This window comes from Pseudomonas sp. R3-52-08, from assembly GCF_003851745.1.
Taxonomy (GTDB): domain Bacteria; phylum Pseudomonadota; class Gammaproteobacteria; order Pseudomonadales; family Pseudomonadaceae; genus Aquipseudomonas.
The window spans coordinates 2,949,016-2,967,134 of record NZ_CP027730.1 but is presented as its reverse complement, the minus strand read 5'-3'; the positions used below and the strand labels follow the sequence as shown (position 1 = coordinate 2,967,134).

Sequence of the window (18,119 nt, the reverse complement as noted above, 5' to 3'; positions counted from 1 at the left end):
GCTCACGCGCTGCGTCGTCCTGACGTGGCCATGTCTTATTAGAAGGGAAACCATGATGAGCAACGTCGTTCTTGTGACCGGAGCATTAACCGGGATTGGTCGAGCCGCCTGCTTCGCATTCGCCCGCAACGGTTATCTCGCCCAATAACCCCCCATACGAGGCTGGCCGGATGACACCGATAGTCGCCCTCGTTCTTACACGCTTCATACAAACCAATGGCTTCAGGAGGCAACATGAAACACGTCGTGAAAGCAGTGCCGGCGATGATCGCCCTATCGGTCGGGTCCGCAATGGCCGCAGGCAATCCAATACCGGAACATCAAACCCAAGCCTTTCTGAATGCGCTGGCGGCGGGTGGCGGCAAGCCGCTCGAGCAATTGAGTCCAACAGAAGCCCGCGCGGTGCTGACGGGCGCGCAAAACTCGGTAAAGGTTGATCTATCGGGCGTTGAGGTGAGTGACAAGACCATTACCGCCAATGGCAAGACGATCAAGCTGACGGTGGTTCGGCCTGAAAAAGCCAAAGGCGAGCTTCCTGTCTTTATGTTCTTTCATGGTGGCGGCTGGGTCCTGGGGGATTATCCCACCCATGCGCGCCTGATCCGCGACCTTGTCGTCTCCTCCGGTGCGGTCGCGGTGTACGTCGATTACACACCATCCCCTGAGGCCCATTATCCCACCGCCATTAACCAGGCTTACGCGGCCACCAAGTGGGTGGCGGAAAACGGCAAACAGATCAACGTGGATGGCAAGCGCCTGGCGGTGGCCGGTAACAGTGTCGGCGGCAACATGGCCGCTGTCGTGAGCCTGATGGCTAAAGAAAAAGCCACTCCGAAAATTCGATTTCAGCTGCTCCTCTGGCCGGTCACGGACTCCAACTTCGAGACGGACACCTACAAGCAGTTCGCTGAAGGCCACTTCCTGACCAGGAACATGATGACCTGGTTCTGGGACAGTTACACAACCGACCTGAAAGCCAGGACGGAAATTCATGCCTCCCCGCTCAAGGCCAGCATCGATCAGTTAAAAGGACTTCCACCTGCCCTCGTACAGACTGCGGGGCTGGACGTGTTGCGCGATGAAGGCGAAGCCTACGCGCAGAAGCTGGACGCGGCCGGGGTCAATGTCACGGCGGTTCGCTACAACGGCATGATCCATGACTATGGCCTGCTGAACCCGTTGAGCCAGGTACCGGAAGTCAAGGCGGCCATGAGGCAGGCGGGCACAGAACTCAAGGCTCACCTTAACTAAGCAAGCCTTGCGCATGCCGTTCACCCGGCCGGGTCCGGCATGCATCACATTGCACACCCGCCTTACGCTCCCGGGCTCGAAAGGCCCGGGTCAGACGGGACAAAAAAGGCACTCGCCATGACCAACCTGACGCACAAACGCGCCACCGTTAACGGTGTTCGACTCAACTACGTGGTTGCCGGGAAAGGCCCCGTGGTCCTCTGTATGCACGGCTGGCCACAAAATCATCGAGAGTTCATGCCGGTCATCGACAGGCTCGCAGAACATTACACGTTCATCGCCCCCGACCTCCGCGGCTTCGCCGACAGCGATAAGCCGTATCAAGGTTACGACCCCATCAATATCGCTAAAGACATGCTCGGTCTGCTGGAGGTTGAACAGGCTCATACATTCCACATCCTCAGCCATGACCTGGGAGGTCCGCCTTCGGTTGCCCTGGCCTACCTGGCGGCTGAACGCGCTTTGTCGTTGGCCACTATCGAAACACCTTTTTTTGGCCTGGATTTTCCAGGTTATGTCGATCCGCGGGTGCCCTACTGGCATCTGAGCATGCACATGAACATGGACATCAGCCGTGCCCTTATTGAAGGTCGGGAGGATATGTACCTGCGGCACTTCTTCAGAGATTTTGCCTACAACCCGACGGCAATGCCCGAGAAAGACATCGACTATTACGTCATGCAGATGCGCCAACCGGGCAACCTGCGTGCCAGCCTGAATCACTATGGCTCTATCCCGCAAATGGCGGAGCAGACCGCGCAACTGACCAAGGGGAAGCTAAAGATCCCAGTGTTGGCCTGGGGTGGCGAAGTGTCATTTGGCGACCATTGTTTTACCTCGGCAAAACACATCGCGCTGTCGGCAAAAGGTGGTGTCATCGCGCAGTGCGGACATTGGGTATTTGAGGAAAAGCCTGAATTCATCAGTGCTGAACTCCACCAGTTCTGGCGTGGCGTCGCCATTTGATCGCCTGTTCCGCCGCTTGTGGGAAAGCACGAATGCACCAGACTCCGGGAGGGCCACATCGTGACACTTGAATGGCTGTGCGCCCTCCTCGGGGCGATATTAATCGCCGATATTATTGGTTGGTGGGTTGTTCCCCGAAGGCTGCAGGGGTTGCGCGTGGGCATTAATATTTGTCTCTACGCCTGTTACAGCGCTGCCATCTTTCTGTCCGGCAACTCCCCCTTGCAACCCGTGCGCGATCCTGACTCTGGTTCCTGGCAGTTGGCTGCAACACTGCTGGTACTCGTCTGGTGGTTTTTAAGCGCGCGGATGCTGACGGAGTTGCTCGGCGCAATCCTGATATCCAGAACTGAGGGAGGCGGTCGCTTGCTCAGGGAAGTGCTCGGCGCTCTGATTTTTCTGGTCGCCACCGTCGCAGCGGCAGCCTACGTACTGGAACTTCCCGTCAAAGGATTGCTCGCCACTTCTGGCGCGTTGGCCATTATCGTCGGCCTGGCTTTGCAAAGCACACTCAGCGATGTATTCAGCGGGATTGTCCTGAATGCCACTCGCCCTTATCAAGTGGGCGACTGGATTCAAATCGATGGCATGGAAGGCAGGGTCACCGACATCGATTGGCGCGCCACACTGTTGCTGACCTCGCAAGGCAGCATCGTCGTCATACCCAATTCGGTGGCGGCGAAAACCAAAATACAAAACATGAGCAGGCCCCAAGATCAACACGGGGTGACGATAAGCCTGCACCTGCCTCTGCGATTTCGACCCGAACGCGTCCAGGAAATACTCGAGCAGGCGCTGCTGGGTTATTCAGCGCTACTGCCAGTTCCTGCGCCCAAGGTCATCCTCAAAAACATAACGGAAGGCTTATTGGAGTATGAGGTCATCGGTTTTGTCGGCACGCCTGCCGAAAAAATTGCAGCACGTAATCGCCTTTACGACATTGCTTACAGGCATCTACGCGCATCCGGCGTTGATATCGCCAATTCCGCTGAAATCCCGGTGGCCGGTATCACTCGCTTTGTGCTGGACGACGTGCGCATTTTCGCAAGTTTCACTTCAGAGGATAAAGACCGTCTTGCCATGAACCTGCTATCAACCTGGCTGGCAACTGGCGACTTTGTGTTGAAAGCCAACGCAATCAGCGAATACTTGTTGGTTATCGGCAGTGGAGTGGTGTCCGTCCAGTTGAACGATGGAGCCCATTGGGTCGAAGTCGCGCGGATGGGGCCAGGGGAAGTACTAGGCGAAGAAGGCGTCATGGATAACAAGCCAAACGGCGCGCAATTCATTGCGCTTTCCGCCGTGAAAGTACTTCAACTGCATCGGGATGAAGTACGTCGGTGTATGGGTGAAAGGTCGCAATTACGCACGTCCCTCACCCGCCTCCAAATGCTCCGCCAGCAACATGCCCGCTCCATTCTTATGCAGAAAGCGCCGACGGCGGTACCTGGAGGGTTTCTGAAATGGCTAAGGCACCACTGACCGGCTTCGAGCCTGAAAATCCATAACTCCGGGCAAACAACTGCTTTCAAATCGTCAGCAGCATCACGCCTGAACTTTAACGCACCAAGAGATCGACATGATAAAACACGCATCCTGGCCGCTACTCACGGAGCTGCCCAAAAACACCATCACTCCGACTGAATATAACTACGAGCAATTGGAACGTAACGATATTGACCTTCTATGCGCGCTTATCAAATCGTGGTATCCGGACATCAGTGTCGGATCTGGCAAAAAGTATATTGACCCACGATTCTATGAGGCGAAGGTTTACTTTTCGGGTGAAGAGACGAAGGACGTTATCGTCTACATCGGTCGACACGGCGAGGAAATTGTCTGCGCCTTGTGCCTGGAAGTGGATCGAGACGCGCTGACGCTCCATAGCCGCTATGGTGTGTGCGCTCCGGCGCATCGGGGCACGGGCGCTACTCTTTTTGCGGCTTATATTGTGGATGCCCTGGCTCAAGCGATGGGTATCGCAATGGCTTTTTCATACGTCACGATGAAGTCGAAAGCCATGCAACAGTTCACTGAGCGTGCGGGGTTCGAGCCTGTAGGTATCCTTCGATTTTCCGATGTCGAACTGGATGAAAACGGCGAGGTCCGACACGTAACTGAAGCGATTTACGCCAAATATTTCAAAGAAGCCATAACACTTCAGAGCGTGTCTGAAACCAATATGACACTCAAGTTAAAACGGCTCTGGGATGTGCTCTATGCCTGAGTGCACTCAGGCTATTTTGTCTCCCACAGGGGCCCCCCACTTCGATCTGATTCATTGAAAGGTACCTTTATGCAAAAACCTGAAAACGACCAGCCAGTGAAAGTGGACACTCTTTCGTGGGGCCATGGCCCTCACCTGTTTGAAGTTTTTCTTGAGCCCACCTGCCCCTATTCCGTCAAGGCGTTCCTCAAATTCGATGCGCTCCTCGCAGAGGCCGGCGAAGACCGGATCACGTTGATCATTCGCCTGCAGTCCCAGCCCTGGCATATGTTTTCAGGCGTCATCATCCGGTGCATCCTTGCCGCGGCGACGCTTGAGGGCGGAAAAAAAAATGCCAAGGGCGTCATGGCCGCTGTCGCAGCGCACCGGAGGGAATTCGAATTCGACAATCACGCTGAAGGTCCCAATCTGGACGTAACGCCCAGAGACATCATTGAGCGCCTTGAGCGTTATAGTGGCGTCAAACTGGCAGAGGCTTTCGCAACTCCAACCCTGGATCAGGCCATCAAATGGCAGTGCAAGTATGCTCGACAGAACGGCGTCCACGTTTCGCCCACGTTCATGATCAACGGGATTATCCGGCCGAACATGAGCAGTGGTGACCCGGTGTCCTCCTGGATCGAGCAACTCAACTGAGCGCTACGCTGTCGTACGTCCTTAGGGATTATTACCCGCCGATTCGACTATCACATCCCAAGGGGCCGGTACCGGGAACACTTCTTGTAGGAAGTCTACAAATACCTTCACGTTTGGATTGCCTCTGCGGCTTTCGGGCCAGAGAGCGGTGATGACGAATCTGTCTACCGCATATTCGGGAAACACCGGTACCAACTCCCCCCTCAGCACAAAAGGCGCAGCAACATAAGTCGGAGAGATACCAATACCGCCGCCTGCCACGAGCGTCACCGCGACCGCATCGCTCACATCAATAGTCATGGTGGCGTCGGGAGTGATCTCGACAACGCGCTCCCCCACCTGGAAGGGCCAGCGTAGCGCCTGTCCCGAACTCTGATAACGGAAATTGATGCAATCATGATTGACCAGATCATCGATGTTGCGCGGTTTGCCCTTTCTGGCGAGATAGCCGGGCGATGCGAAGGTGCAAATTCGGTGTGGGCCGAGAGGCTTGGAAACCAGCCTGGAGTCAGCCAGGTTGCCGACCCTGATGGCGACATCTATCCCCTGCTCGATAATGTCGGCGAATTGATCGCCAAGCCGCAAGTCCACCGCCAGTTTCGGGTAACGCTCACGGAATGCCGGGAGCGCAGGAGCAAGAATGTTGACGCCGATGGGAAGCGGTGCGGTTACTTTCAGAGTGCCTGACGGCTCGCCTCTCGACGCTACCGCAGTCTGCTCAATGTCCTCGATTTCCCGGATCACCCGCAATGCACGCTCGTACAGTTCACGTCCCTCGGGAGTCAGGGTCAGCGAGCGGGTGGTGCGACTGAAGAGGCGCAGACCTAAATGCTCTTCCAGGCGCTGAACGCTTTTGCTGACGGCCGAGGGTGACACGGAGAGATCCCGTGCAGCGGCTGTATAGCTGCCCAGCGAGGCCGTGCGAGCAAACGCAATAAGGCCTGTCAGGCGGTCCAATCCAATTTGTGCTTTCATGGAATAATAGTAACCACCTGAACCCCTATTATCAACTTTGAAGGTTACCCATAGGCTGTCCTCGCAGCATCAATTCGATGCCCTAGAGGAGCCAACAGCGATGATCGATATTTCCAACCCAGGCCATAGCAACGTACGCCCACACCCCCTTCTGGGTCAAACCGTGGTAGTCGTGGGCGGCACATCGGGAATCGGCCTTTCAACTGCAATTCAGGCCAAGGCGTCTGGTGCAAAGGTCTTCGTGATCGGCTCCAATCCGGACCGGGCACAGCAAGCCGCCAATACCCACGAGCTGGATGGCTGGCGTGCCGCTGATGTCACTAAGCCCGAACAAATCGAGGCCGCTCTGGCCGATATCCCAAAGGTTGATCACCTGGTGCTGCTGGCCGGTACGTTCGTCGCCGGCAAAGTGCTCGAAGCGGATGTGGCGTATTTGCAACGCGCTTTCGACGAGCGAATCTGGGCCTCGGTATATGCCTTGAGAGCGCTTGGTAATCGCCTTGCCAAAGACGGCTCCGTCACCTTTATTTCCGGTGCGCTCGCAGATAGACCCAATGCGCACGGCACGGCGGTGCTCGCCGCTGCATCAGCTGCCATGGAGGCATTCGCCCGCGGCCTGGCCCTCGAATTGGCGCCTATTCGGGTCAACACCCTGTCTCCAGGCCCTATCGATACGCCAATCCTCGCGAAAGCCATGGGCGATGCGCGCGATGGCTTTGTCGCTGCACTGGAGAAAACCTTGCCCCTGCACCGCCTGGGCACAGCCGACGAAGCGGCCGCGGCAGTGGTTTTCCTGATGAGCAACGGTTTCATGAACGGCGCCACGATCAACGTCGATGGCGGCGCCCGCCTGGTTTAAACCTGACAATCTCGTCAACACAAAGGAGATCCACATGGCCACACTGTTCGAGCCCCTGCGTCTGGGCGCCATGACATTACCTAACCGCATCATCATGGCCCCAATGACTCGGGCCAGGGGAACGCAGAACCACGTCCCTACCCCCATCATGGTTGACTACTATGCTCAACGTGCGACGGCGGGGCTTATCATCAGCGAGGCGATCGGCATCAGCCAGCAAGGCTTGGGATGGGCCTATGCAACCGGTATCTGGTCCGCTGAGCAAATTGCCGGCTGGCGATTGATTACCGACGCCGTGCACGCTGGCGGTGGTCGAATAATCGCTCAACTGTGGCACATGGGCCGGGTGGTACATCCCAGCTTCCTTGATGGCGCACAGCCCATAGGTCCCTCGGTGACGACAGCACCTGGACTGGCCCATACCTACGCTGGGAAACAACCCTACTCCCAGGCTCGAGCGCTGCCGCTCGAGGAGATCCCGCAACTGATTGCCGATTTCGCCCAGGCAGGCAGGAATGCATTGCTGGCGGGGTTTGATGGCGTCCAGATTCACGCCGCCAACGGATACCTGATCGATCAGTTTTTACGCGACAGCGGCAACTTTCGAACCGACGCCTATGGAGGCTCAATTGAGAACAGGGTCAGGCTGCTCAAGGAAGTGACGCAAGCGGTCGCGGGAGTCGTTGGAGCAGATCGGACGGGTGTTCGGTTAACCCCCAGCAGTCATGACCAGGGCGTGAGGGACAGTAATCCTGTGCCTTTATTTACCCACGCCGCTGACGTGTTATCCGAGATCGGTGTCGCCCATCTCGAGCTTCGCGAGCCGCCGGCTGATGGGAGTTTTGGCGTCTCGGAATACCCTCCAAGCGCAGCCATTATTCGTAATGCCTTCAAAGGCACGCTTATCCTTAACTCAGATTACGATTCGGCTCGGGCCGAGGCCGTTGTGGAAGCGGGTATTGCCGATGCCGTGGCGTTCGGACGTCCATTTATCGCCAATCCCCAGCTGCCAGAGGTACTTCGCCGTCGCTTGCCATTGAGGCAGGAGGATCGTTCGACGTGGTTCAGCCAAGGGAAGGAAGGCTACACCGACTATCGCGGGCTTTCTGTCCAGCCAGGTTGAAGCAGCCAGGTGTTGGCACAATAACGTCTGCCGCACGCCTAGGCGTGCGTCACTAACAGCGATTCACACTTATCTTTCAAGTACGCGTAAAGCAAACGAATCGCCGGGGTAAACTGTTTCCTGTGCGGGCAAACGAAACTCAAAGGGTAAAGCTCACCTGGAACCTCAGGTAGTAATACCTCCAAGTGACCGGCACTGACATCTTCACACACGTCCATCCATGATTTGTACAAAATCCCCTCTCCCGCGATGGCGCATCGTCGAATGACGTCTGCGTCATCGCTTAGAACCGGGCCGTTTACAATAACGAAGTCGCTCTCCGGCAACTTGGGAAATATCCATCTGTCGTAGAGTTTTCCATTCATATGGAAACGAAGACACGCATGAGTCTTAAGATCTTCCACGGACTTGGGCCGCCCGTGGAGTGCTATATAAGCCGGCGATGCAGCCAGTACGCGGCGATTGTCAGGTACTAAAGGCAACGAGATAAAGTCGGCGTTTTGTACTGTGCCATACCTGACGGCTACGTCTATCGGATCGCGAAAGATGTCCGAGACGCTATCGGACAACATCACCCGAAGCACCAGACCAGGGTTGTCTCGTCGAAAATCGATCAGCCAGGGAAGCAACACATTTCTCCCGAAATCTGAGGCACTGGCGATCTGCAAGACGCCATGGAGTTTACGATCGTCCTGTTGTAACCCGGCTCGCCCCTCACTGAGCGTATTCAAAACCTCCCGAGCGTAAGGCAGATAACGTTCGCCTTCGGCTGTCAGGCGCAGACTTCTTGTTGATCTCGCAAACAGGCGCGTATCAAGTTCACACTCCAAGCGCTTGATAGCGGCGCTGATTTGAGCAGGAAAGAGATCCATTTCCCTGGCCACGACGGAGAAACTGTCAACGGTTGCCACACGTACAAAAATGGCTAGGTCATTAAATCTGATCATTACTGCGCTCTCTTAATATGAAACCCATAGACATTTAGTTAAAAGTCCATATAAGACGGCAGAACAAAAATAGGCATTCCACGTGCGGCATAATTTTTTGATCATTCCCCTGAATCAATTCATGTGCATTAACCGCATACCCGAGGCTGCGTACTAAGTCGTCACAGCCTGAACGCGCATTCCACCTCTGGACGCCAAGCGCTTTGCAGGGTTGATCAACAGTGGTCGAGCGCTAATTGAAGAATAACTCTCATCCTTCAGCCACATGCTTAGGCGTCTAAATTAGGGGTTTCGGGGAGCCAGGGAAATGCGATCAGATGGAATTTCAGACATGCCGCGGTGGCACAAATGGGCTTGGTCACCGGTCCTGCCCGCCGCAGACGGTGTAAGCTATCAATCAGCAATGCCCGCGCCGCGTCAAACGCTTCGGTCAGCGCGGCATTCACCGCTTGTTCGACCAGGCATTGTGTTTACAGAATCGCTCCGTGTCGCATCCGCACCTCTTGAGCCACGCCCGCAACTATCGTCTCAGCACTCTCCACCCCATCAACACGCAACACCGGCGCCTTCTGCCGGATACCCAAGCCTCGTGCCAAACTCGATTGCGTCCTAAAAAATCGGGATGGTCGTGCGTCGGCATCCAGAAAAATCATCGACATCGACATGCCGTACACCGAGCAGCGTTGCGAAGTTTTGCCCCAGCGTAGTGACGCCCGCACACGAGGCACCTGTGGTGCACATCCGCATTTTTTCCTCCATGAATATGAGCCGATTTTGAGGTCGGCAAGATATCGCATACCTCGCCTCATCGCGGCCCCCAGCGTTCGCAAAACCCTCAAAGCATCCGTTCGATGGCAGAATCCCCTCAACTTGATCGTTTTGGAGACCAGCATGCTTCGTGTATTTGAACGAAGACTCGACCCCTTCCCGCCTGACGAAGTGCCACCGCCGCCCGCTGGCCTGGCCCGGTTCCTATGGGCCTGCACGCGCGGCGCTCGCGGTTACATCCTGGCGCTGGCGCTGCTGAGTGCCGGTGTGTCGATCTACGAAGCGTGGCTGTTTTCGTTTCTGGGGCAAATCGTCGATCTGCTCTCGACCTGGCAGGCCGGCGGTGAAGCGGCGGCGCAGGAAAGCCGCGTGTTGTGGGGCATGGGCATTGTCATGGTGACCAGCGTCGGGCTGGTGGCGTTGCGCACGATGGTGCAGCACCAGGTATTGGCGATCAACTTGCCGTTGCGGCTGCGCTGGGATTTCCATCGCCTGATGCTGCGACAAAGTCTCGCGTTTTTTTCCGATGAATTCTCCGGCCGCGTCACCACCAAAGTCATGCAGACTGCGCTGGCCGTGCGCGACGTGCTGTTCACAATGATCGAGATCCTGCCGGGGATCGGCGTGTATTTCATCGCGATCATCGCGCTGGCCGGCGGCTTCGCGCTGAAGCTGATCCTGCCCTTCATGGCCTGGTTCGTGTTGTTCGGCTTGGCCATGTGGTATTTCGTGCCGCGTCTGGGCAAAGTCGGCCAGGAGCAGGCCAACGCACGGTCGATGATGACCGGACGAATTTCGGACGCTTACACCAACATCACCACGGTGAAACTGTTTTCCCACTCCAATCGCGAAGCGCATTTCGCGCGTGCGGCGATGGAGGATTTCAAGCAAACCGGTTTCCGCCAGATGCGCCTGGTCAGCCAGTTCGAGATCGTCAATCAGGCACTGGTAGTGGCGTTGATCATGTCGGCGGGCGGTTATGCGTTGTGGCTCTGGCATGACGGCGCGGTCGGCGCGGGTGCCGTGGCGGCGATCACTGCGATGGCGTTGCGGATCAACGGCATGTCGAACTGGATCATGTGGCAAATGACTTCGCTGTTCGAAAGCATCGGCACCGCCCAGGATGGCATGGCGACGCTGACCCTCGGCACCAAAGTGCAGGACGCGCCGGATGCGGGCGCGCTGCAAACCGCCGGCGGCGCGGTGACTTTCAACAATGTCAGCTTCAACTACAACGGCGAGCGCCAAGTGCTCAGCGGCCTCAACCTGAACATCCGTCCTGGCGAAAAAATCGGCCTGGTCGGACGCTCCGGTGCGGGTAAATCCACGCTGATCAACCTGCTGCTGCGTTTCTATGATGTCGACAGCGGCGAGATTTGCATCGACGGCCAAAACATCGCAAAAGTGACGCAAGACAGCCTGCGCGCCTCAATCGGCATGGTCACGCAGGATACGTCCCTGCTGCACCGTTCGATCCGCGACAACATTGCCTACGGCCGACCCGACGCGACCGACGAACAAATCCGCAGCGCCGCCGCCAATGCACAGGCCGACGAGTTCATCAGCCAACTCAGCGACCGCCAAGGTCATAGCGGCTACGACACCTTGGTCGGTGAGCGCGGCATCAAGTTGTCGGGCGGCCAACGCCAGCGCGTGGCAATTGCCCGGGTCATGCTCAAAAACGCCCCGATCCTGCTGCTCGACGAAGCCACCAGCGCGCTGGACTCGGAAGTCGAAGTCGCAATCCAGGAAAGCCTCGATGAGATGATGCAAGGCAAAACCGTAATCGCCATCGCCCATCGACTGTCGACGATTGCCGCCATGGACCGGCTCATCGTGATGGATGACGGGCGCATTATCGAACAGGGAACCCACAGTGAACTGCTGGCAAAGAATGGCGTTTATGCGCGGCTTTGGCAGCACCAGAGCGGTGGTTTTCTGGGCGAGGACAAAGGTGTGATTGAGGCGTTGGATCAGGTGTGAACGGTGGAGTGCGGCGAGCGATGCCGTCCACTGAGCATCGATCCAGTTAGAAAACTGCTCCTTCGATATGGTGGACCGTCGGTTCTTCAGAAAAATAGTCCTCCAGGCCCAGCATGAACATCTGATGGTCATCACTCGCCTCGAAGCCTGGCGAGTGATCTTCAAGTGAAGCCCAGCGCACTATCAGGTTGAAATGCTCGGGGGTTTCGATTCCTTGCGCGAGCAAGTGGCCGCCGTAACCCTTCGCGCGGGTGAGCAACGGCGCGACCTCGGCGAAGGCACTTTTGAATTGGTCAGTGCGTTCTTTGTGTACGGGAAGCAGAGCAATTTCATAAATCATGGCATTTCCTCTGATACGACTTAGACGGCTGAAAATAGGCGCTCAGGAAATAAGCGATGGCTCAACTGCAATCGCAATTTTGCCTTGAAGGCCGTTCTCTGGACTTTCCAACCGAGCATGGGCCAGGCCGATATCGGCCAGCGAATAGACCGCGCCAACGTGTGGGCGCAACTGACCGCGAGCCACCAACGTGCTCAGCTCATCAAGCTTGCCGCGGTTTTGTCGGGTGAAGACGAAGTGATAACTGGCGTTCTTGCCCCAGGCCTGAACGAGGTTTTGCGGCTGCGCGATGTCGACAATCGAGACCACGCGGCCCAGTTGAGCCAGCGCATCCGGGCTGCGCGACAGGGTGTCGCCGCCTATGGTGTCGAACACCACATCCACACCTTGGCCGCCGGTTTCTCGCAGGATGGCGTCGACGTAATCTTCCTTTTTGTAGTCGATGAGCACATCGGCACCCATGCTACGGGCGAACTCAAAGTTTGCTTCGCGCACGGTGGTGAAGACCCGCGCGCCAATGGCTTTTGCGACTTGGATCGCTACATGACCCACGCCTCCCGCGCCGCCGTGTATCAGAATGCTTTCCCCTACCCTGAGCGCCGCTCGCACGGTCAGTGCTTCCCACACCGTGCCGCCAACCAGAGTCAGACTTGCCGCCTCAAGATGGCTCAGCGATGGCGGTTTGTGGCCGATGATGCTTTCGGCCGCAACGTGGTACTCGGCATAACTGCCTGGCCCGTCGAATATTTGCGGGGTGTACCAAACTTCGTCCCCCGGAGCGAAGCCTGTCACCCCCGGCCCGACTTCTTCGACAACGCCCGAAACGTCATGTCCGGTAATCGCCGGCAGTGGCACCAGGTCAGCGTAATCGCCGCGCCGAACCTGAAAATCCAAGGGGTTGATGGAGGTTGCGTGTACCCGCACCAAGACCTGTCCCACACCCGGCACTGGCTTGGGTACGTCGCAGAGTTCGAACGATTCCGGGCCGCCAAATGATTTGAGTAGCATCGCTTTCATTTTGAAATCCTCGTATCGATAAAAAGGAATATCGAGATATCTCGATATGGTGTGGTAAAAAATTACAGATCTTTCCCGATCAACTCGGCAAGGGCACTGATAGTTGCTTCATTGCGTTTGTAGTACGTCCACTGGCCGATGCGCCTGACTTCGACCAGGCCCACTCGTTGCAGGGTTGCCAGATAACCCGACACCGTAGACTGCGACAGCCCGATACCCTCCTGGATACTGCTGACGCAAACACCCACCGTGAAAACGTCACCCTCATCCTGCGCAGGGAAATTGTTCACGGGGTCCTTCAAGCCTTTCAGGATTTGAAGGCGTACCGGATTTGAGAGTGCTTTGAATATTTCGAGTAAGTCCATAGCTCGGATGATATCGAGATTTTCCGATATATCAATACCCGATTTCCCTTCGCGACCGACGGCTCACATTCTGCTGAACAGACCTCTCCAGTTGCTGCGAGAGGAGATGAAGACTCGCAATGTCCGTGGCCAGACATCGATCAACCAGCTCTTCATCCCCCACTCAGATCACCCGGCGCTGGCCGGCACTGGCGCGTTGAGCAACTGCTGCTCCCACAGATACGCAATACCGCTACCGGCAGCATGCTGCAGCAGCACATCGGTCAGCGCACCGGCGGTTTCCTCCCGAGCCCAGTCACGTTGCCACTCTGCAGCGAGAGCGAGCCAAGTCATCATGTTCGCACCCGCCGCAATCATGCGCTGGATCGCCACTTGATGGGCCTCGACCGAAACCGCGCCGGATGCGTCAGTGATCACCGTTACATCCCACCCTTCGCCGAGTGCCTGGATCACGGGCATGGCGACGCAGACTTCGGTCCACAGACCCGCGATAACCAGTTGCTTGCGGCCCGTCGCTTTTACCGCGTCCACCACCTTCTGGTCTTCCCAGGTGTTGATCAGCGTCCGATCAATCACCTCTTGGCCGGGAAAAACATCGAGGATTTGCGGAAAGATGAAACCGCCCCGCTCGGCGATCACGCTGGTCAAGATGGTAGGCACGTTGAACGCCTTGGCTGCCTTCGCCAACGCCGTCGCATTGTTGACCACCATTTGCGGCTCATGGCTGTTCAGATTAGTGAGCTGGAAAGGCTGGTGGTCGATCAGAACGAGTACCGAATCTTCAGGACGAAGAAGCGATGTAAGGCCGTTACGAAAAGTCATTAGTAGATCCCGTGTTGTCGTTATGAATTGGATTGGTAATGAGCGGCATACGCCAGCGCCGACGCTGCCTGCGAACAACACTGTGCTGTTTCGATGCTTAATCCGGTAGTGTTGCCAAGTGTTTGGCTGTGTCGCGAAATGAGGAACACCGTTTGGATATCGAAGAGCTTCAGACATTCGTAGAGGTTGCTGACGCGGGAGGCGTTTCGCCTGCCGCAGCCCGGCTGGGCGTGTCCAAGTCAATCGTCAGTCGCAGGCTGGCGCGATTGGAAGCGCAGCTTGGCGTGCAGTTGCTGACACGCTCGACTCGCGGTGCGGCGCTGACTGAGGCCGGCGTGACCTTTCGCGACTATGCAGCGAGGGTCTGCTCAGAAATGGAGTCAGCCAGGGAAGCGATCCTGCCTGCCGGAGCGCTGCAGGGTCGTTTACGAGTGGCCGCGCCGCTTTCTTTTGGCCCGACTCACTTCGCCCCCGTACTGGCGGAAATGGCCGTGCGGCACCCGCAACTTCAGATCCAGACCTGCTACAGCGACCGCTTCGTTGACCTCATCGCCGAAGGTTACGACTGCGCGATCCGCGTCGGCTACCTTCAGGATTCCAACCTGATCGCAAGACGCATCGGCCCGATCAACGGCAAGCTGGTCGCGAGTCCGGGCTATATCAAGGCTTATGGTTCACCCGAGAAACCTGAGGAGATAGCCGCCCATCAAGCCCTGATGCAAAGCACCGAAGCTTGGCAATTCATGGATGGCGACAAGATCGTCGCCATTCGCCCGCAAGGACGCTTCAAGGCTGACAACGGCATCGCGCTAGTCGCCGCCGCAGTCGCAGGACTCGGGGTCGCGTACCTGCCCGATTGCCTCACGTATGACAGCGTGGCATCCGGCGCACTGGTGCCGATCATGACGCGGTATCCACCACCGCCAGCGGGTGCTTACTTAGTCCGCCCGGCCGGTCAGCATCCTGCGCAGAAGATCCGGATCTTTGCGGAATTGTTGATCGAGTATTTCGGGAAATCTCCGTATTTTGCGGGAGATGTTGCTGTTTGATTGGGCGGGGTGTTTGAGTGCGTGGTTTCGGCCAGGAGCTGCCTGCTGTGCTGAGGCGCTTGTTGTTGACCGAGATAGGCATTGACGTAAAATCGCCACCCCAAAAAATCAACTTGCATAGCGAGAAGGAGCTTCGATGCAACGGGTGATGATAGTTGGTCAACCTGGGGCGGGCAAAAGCACTTTGGCGCGTGAGCTTGGCCAGCGCACGGGGCTACCGGTTGTTCATATCGACACTATCCACTGGCAGCCAGGGTGGATCGAAAGAAGCCGGGACGAGAAGACGCAGCTTTGCCTCGAAGTAGAGGCACGAGATTGCTGGATATTCGAAGGTGGCCATTCAGCCACGTGGGATAACCGGCTGGCACGTGCAGATCTGTTGATTTGGATTGACCGATCTGCAACGCTTCGATTCATGCGCGTACTGCGCAGAACGCTGCTCCAACGTGGTCAGTCTCGGCCTGACCTGCCGCAGAACTGCCCCGAACTGCTGGCCAACCTGCCGGAGTTTTTTAGATTCATGTGGCGGACGAAAAAAACAGCGCGAGCAAAGATGCAGCAACTTGTGGCAACAGCGCCATCAGATTGCCGCGTTGTTCGCCTGCGGTCTAATCGGGATACCGAAACTTTTCTCGCGAGCATTGGAAGTTCGACCGTCCAGGCCCCGCGAGATTGAACGACGGTTGATTGACTCAAAAAAAGCAAAAAAGGAGACAGATTTATTATCTTAAAAATAAATCTGTCCCTGAGAAATCCCCACAAATCTACTCCAGTCTCTGAGCTTGTCGGTGCACTTCATCGCGCAGCAGTAGCTCCATATCCGCCAATTTCGAGCAGGACAATCCGGTGGTGGAGCATCTCAAGTATTCGAGGCCAAGACGGCAGAGTGAGAGCACCGGCTTATGCCTGATGCTGTTGCTCTGGAAGTGACGTGACCGCCCTGTCGTTTGAGCCTGAAGACCGGCCAAGCAGGCAAAGATCAGAAGCGGCATTGATCGTATTTCAGCGCATTTGAGGGCTTGTCTGGAGGTTCCTAGGCATCCTAGCGGGAAATAGCTATGCTTTATTATCCAACTTCTGGAATATTATAATGGATATCTCGATTAAAACTTATCAGGCGGGTACTCCCGCAAAAGTCTCTGCGCAAGAGATCGTTCGTTCGGAGACGTCTGCTGATTCTTCTTCGGATAACCTCTCCTCAGGTACAGAGAAAACTGTTTCAATATCCAGCTCTGCTCGGGCACTTTATATTCTAAGCAGCTCTAGCGAACGACAAGTATCTATGTCAGAAAGCGATTTGAAAGAAATGCATGAAAAAGGGCAAAAGGATATTTATAATTTCGGGCACCGCATTGCTGGCGGGAATTACAACAAGGAAGACATGCTCCCCAAAACGGATGACCCTGACCGTTTGGCGTTAGGCCAGAAGTCACTGGATTACTCCATCGGCCTCTCTCAAGTCCCACCTAAAAATCTTCCTAATCCGTTTGAGGGCATGGCGCGAAACGGCCTAAGCGCGATTGTTTATGATGACACGGGAACCTATACCGATGCCGAGCGCTATGCCGCTTATGGGGAGCTTAACAAACAGGACGAAGCATACTTCTCAAAGCTGTACGCCAAAATAACGAATGGAGGCGACAATAGTGAAGTATTCAAAGGCATCATGGACTATTTCGATGATCTGCCTGCTGTTGAGAGGTCGGCCTATCCTGATGGCTTCAGGAATAGTATCGAAAGACTTTATCAAGAACAGAGAGAGCAATCGGGATCGCTCGTTCTCATCAATAAATCGACCGAGGAGTATTCAGAGAAGAGCTTCAGCAAGGGACAATCGTCGGAGAAGATGTTGCAGGCAGTCCTAGAAAAAGCTGTTGATCTCTCCACGGCGCATTGGTCAGTGAATAAGCGCGACTAGATGACTTGGCCGGATGCATACCCTGGCTAGAATCAAACATTACCGATGCCGAGGTTCCAACCATGACCCTAGCCCAAATCCTTCTGTTTCTCCCCGCAGCAGCAATCGTTTCGATCTCACCAGGCGCCAACAACCTGCTTGCATTCGCAAATGGCAGCAGGCGGGGTTTGCTGCCTACAGTGGTCGCCCTGTTAGGTCGGTGTATGGCCTTTGTATTGATGATCGCGATGGTGATTGTCGGTTTGGGAGCATTGCTAGAGGCGTCTGAACCTGCTTTCCAGATTCTTAAATGGGCCGGTGTTCTTTATCTTGTCTATCTCGGCGTAAATATGATGATAGGCCGTGATTGTAACGAAGATGGGGCTTCGGGCTTAATCCAGCCTTTCGATGCCTACTCCTTGGCACGCCGGGAGTTCATGACTGCCATGACCAACCCCAAAGCAATCTTGCTCTTCACTGCTTTTGTTCCCCAATTCATTGTTTCTGGTGCTGGCGCCTCCTTCACTGCCCAGTTCATCGTTTTAAGTGCAATCTACATTGCGGTCGAGTTTATCGCCGCTATAGGCTGGGCCCTCGCTGGCAGCATCACTCGATCTCTGCGCCCTTCGGAACGGAAATTGTCGGTTATCCATCGCATAACGGGTGGAATGATGCTCGGGGCAGCCGCCTTGCTGGCTACAGCCAGACGAACTTAAGTGTGTATTTCCGGACGTCACGCTTACTGATTAACTGACTGCCACTCGTGCGAGGCAACTGATTGATGTCACTCCCCCGCTACGTCGGAAAACGAGTGAACTACCGACTTACTTCCATTTCGCTGGGTCAAACTGGGAAGCTAATCGTTGGGAATATTATCAAACGGGGAGATAGCGA

The 18,119-nt window shown here is 56.0% G+C and carries 18 protein-coding genes and 2 pseudogenes; 12 read left to right on the top strand and 8 right to left on the bottom strand.

Going from position 1 to position 18,119, the window contains the following annotated elements; genetic code table 11:
• Positions 1–234 precede the first annotated feature (234 nt).
• The 5 genes from C4J91_RS13580 (at position 235) to C4J91_RS13560 (ending at position 5,080) form a co-directional block, all read left to right on the top strand.
• Positions 235–1,251, top strand: coding sequence for an alpha/beta hydrolase (locus tag C4J91_RS13580; RefSeq protein ID WP_124362804.1), 1,017 nt, complete (start codon positions 235–237; stop codon positions 1,249–1,251).
• 117 nt (positions 1,252–1,368) lie between these two features.
• On the top strand, positions 1,369–2,217 hold the full coding sequence (locus tag C4J91_RS13575; protein WP_164484538.1) for an alpha/beta fold hydrolase: 849 nt from the start codon (positions 1,369–1,371) through the stop codon (positions 2,215–2,217).
• A 60-nt stretch (positions 2,218–2,277) separates the two neighbouring features.
• On the top strand, positions 2,278–3,699 hold the full coding sequence (locus tag C4J91_RS13570) for a mechanosensitive ion channel family protein (protein ID WP_256681576.1): 1,422 nt from the start codon (positions 2,278–2,280) through the stop codon (positions 3,697–3,699).
• 97 nt (positions 3,700–3,796) lie between these two features.
• Positions 3,797–4,444 carry a hypothetical protein gene (locus tag C4J91_RS13565; protein WP_124362802.1) on the top strand — a complete coding sequence of 216 codons (648 nt, stop codon included), beginning with the start codon at positions 3,797–3,799 and terminating at the stop codon, positions 4,442–4,444.
• Between the two features lie 69 nt (positions 4,445–4,513).
• A complete protein-coding gene (locus C4J91_RS13560; protein WP_164484537.1) occupies positions 4,514–5,080 on the top strand; it encodes a thioredoxin domain-containing protein in 567 nt (188 codons plus the stop codon).
• Between the two features lie 21 nt (positions 5,081–5,101).
• On the opposite strand, the gene C4J91_RS13555 is transcribed toward C4J91_RS13560, so the two are convergent.
• Positions 5,102–6,055, bottom strand: a complete 954-nt coding sequence (locus C4J91_RS13555; protein WP_124362801.1) for a LysR family transcriptional regulator — start codon at positions 6,053–6,055, stop codon at positions 5,102–5,104.
• 100 nt (positions 6,056–6,155) lie between these two features.
• On the opposite strand from C4J91_RS13555, the gene C4J91_RS13550 reads away from it, so the two are divergent.
• Positions 6,156–6,914, top strand: a complete 759-nt coding sequence (locus tag C4J91_RS13550) for an SDR family oxidoreductase (protein WP_124362800.1) — start codon at positions 6,156–6,158, stop codon at positions 6,912–6,914.
• A gap of 34 nt (positions 6,915–6,948) precedes the next feature.
• Entirely contained in the window at positions 6,949–8,037 is a 1,089-nt protein-coding gene (locus C4J91_RS13545) for an alkene reductase (protein ID WP_124362799.1), read from the top strand.
• Between the two features lie 38 nt (positions 8,038–8,075).
• Here C4J91_RS13545 and C4J91_RS13540 read toward each other — a convergent pair whose 3' ends face one another.
• The 3 genes and pseudogenes from C4J91_RS13540 to C4J91_RS27790 form a co-directional block, all read right to left on the bottom strand.
• A complete protein-coding gene (locus tag C4J91_RS13540) occupies positions 8,076–8,984 on the bottom strand; it encodes a LysR family transcriptional regulator (RefSeq protein WP_124362798.1) in 909 nt (302 codons plus the stop codon).
• Positions 8,985–9,253: 269 nt separating this feature from the next.
• Positions 9,254–9,451 (bottom strand): annotated as a pseudogene (locus C4J91_RS28145) (hypothetical protein); the annotation flags it as partial.
• A gap of 3 nt (positions 9,452–9,454) precedes the next feature.
• Positions 9,455–9,731: pseudogene (locus C4J91_RS27790) on the bottom strand (hypothetical protein).
• 144 nt (positions 9,732–9,875) lie between these two features.
• Between C4J91_RS27790 and C4J91_RS13525 the strand changes: the two are divergent.
• Positions 9,876–11,735: an ABC transporter ATP-binding protein gene (locus tag C4J91_RS13525; protein WP_124362797.1), complete on the top strand. Its 1,860-nt coding sequence runs from the start codon at positions 9,876–9,878 to the stop codon at positions 11,733–11,735.
• Between the two features lie 46 nt (positions 11,736–11,781).
• On the opposite strand, the gene C4J91_RS13520 is transcribed toward C4J91_RS13525, so the two are convergent.
• The 4 genes from C4J91_RS13520 to C4J91_RS13505 form a co-directional block, all read right to left on the bottom strand.
• Positions 11,782–12,075, bottom strand: coding sequence for an antibiotic biosynthesis monooxygenase (locus tag C4J91_RS13520; protein WP_124362796.1), 294 nt, complete (start codon positions 12,073–12,075; stop codon positions 11,782–11,784).
• 42 nt (positions 12,076–12,117) lie between these two features.
• The gene (locus tag C4J91_RS13515) at positions 12,118–13,092 is read right to left on the bottom strand and encodes a zinc-dependent alcohol dehydrogenase family protein (RefSeq protein ID WP_124362795.1); all 975 of its coding nucleotides are present in this window, start codon (positions 13,090–13,092) and stop codon (positions 12,118–12,120) included.
• 62 nt (positions 13,093–13,154) lie between these two features.
• On the bottom strand, positions 13,155–13,457 hold the full coding sequence (locus C4J91_RS13510) for a helix-turn-helix transcriptional regulator (RefSeq protein WP_101209484.1): 303 nt from the start codon (positions 13,455–13,457) through the stop codon (positions 13,155–13,157).
• A gap of 168 nt (positions 13,458–13,625) precedes the next feature.
• Positions 13,626–14,279 carry a hydrolase gene (locus tag C4J91_RS13505; RefSeq protein ID WP_124362794.1) on the bottom strand — a complete coding sequence of 218 codons (654 nt, stop codon included), beginning with the start codon at positions 14,277–14,279 and terminating at the stop codon, positions 13,626–13,628.
• Positions 14,280–14,431: 152 nt separating this feature from the next.
• Here C4J91_RS13505 and C4J91_RS13500 point away from each other — a divergent pair, with 152 nt between their 5' ends.
• The 4 genes from C4J91_RS13500 to C4J91_RS13485 all read left to right on the top strand — a co-directional run bounded on the left by C4J91_RS13500 (position 14,432) and on the right by C4J91_RS13485 (position 17,941).
• Positions 14,432–15,328 (top strand): LysR family transcriptional regulator, encoded by an 897-nt coding sequence (locus tag C4J91_RS13500; RefSeq protein ID WP_124362793.1) that lies wholly within the window; start codon positions 14,432–14,434, stop codon positions 15,326–15,328.
• 136 nt (positions 15,329–15,464) lie between these two features.
• Positions 15,465–16,004, top strand: coding sequence for an AAA family ATPase (locus C4J91_RS13495; RefSeq protein WP_124362792.1), 540 nt, complete (start codon positions 15,465–15,467; stop codon positions 16,002–16,004).
• Positions 16,005–16,418: 414 nt separating this feature from the next.
• The gene (locus C4J91_RS13490) at positions 16,419–17,246 is read left to right on the top strand and encodes a hypothetical protein (protein WP_256658970.1); all 828 of its coding nucleotides are present in this window, start codon (positions 16,419–16,421) and stop codon (positions 17,244–17,246) included.
• 62 nt (positions 17,247–17,308) lie between these two features.
• Positions 17,309–17,941, top strand: coding sequence for a LysE family translocator (locus C4J91_RS13485; protein ID WP_124362791.1), 633 nt, complete (start codon positions 17,309–17,311; stop codon positions 17,939–17,941).
• The last annotated feature ends 178 nt before the right edge of the window (positions 17,942–18,119 follow it).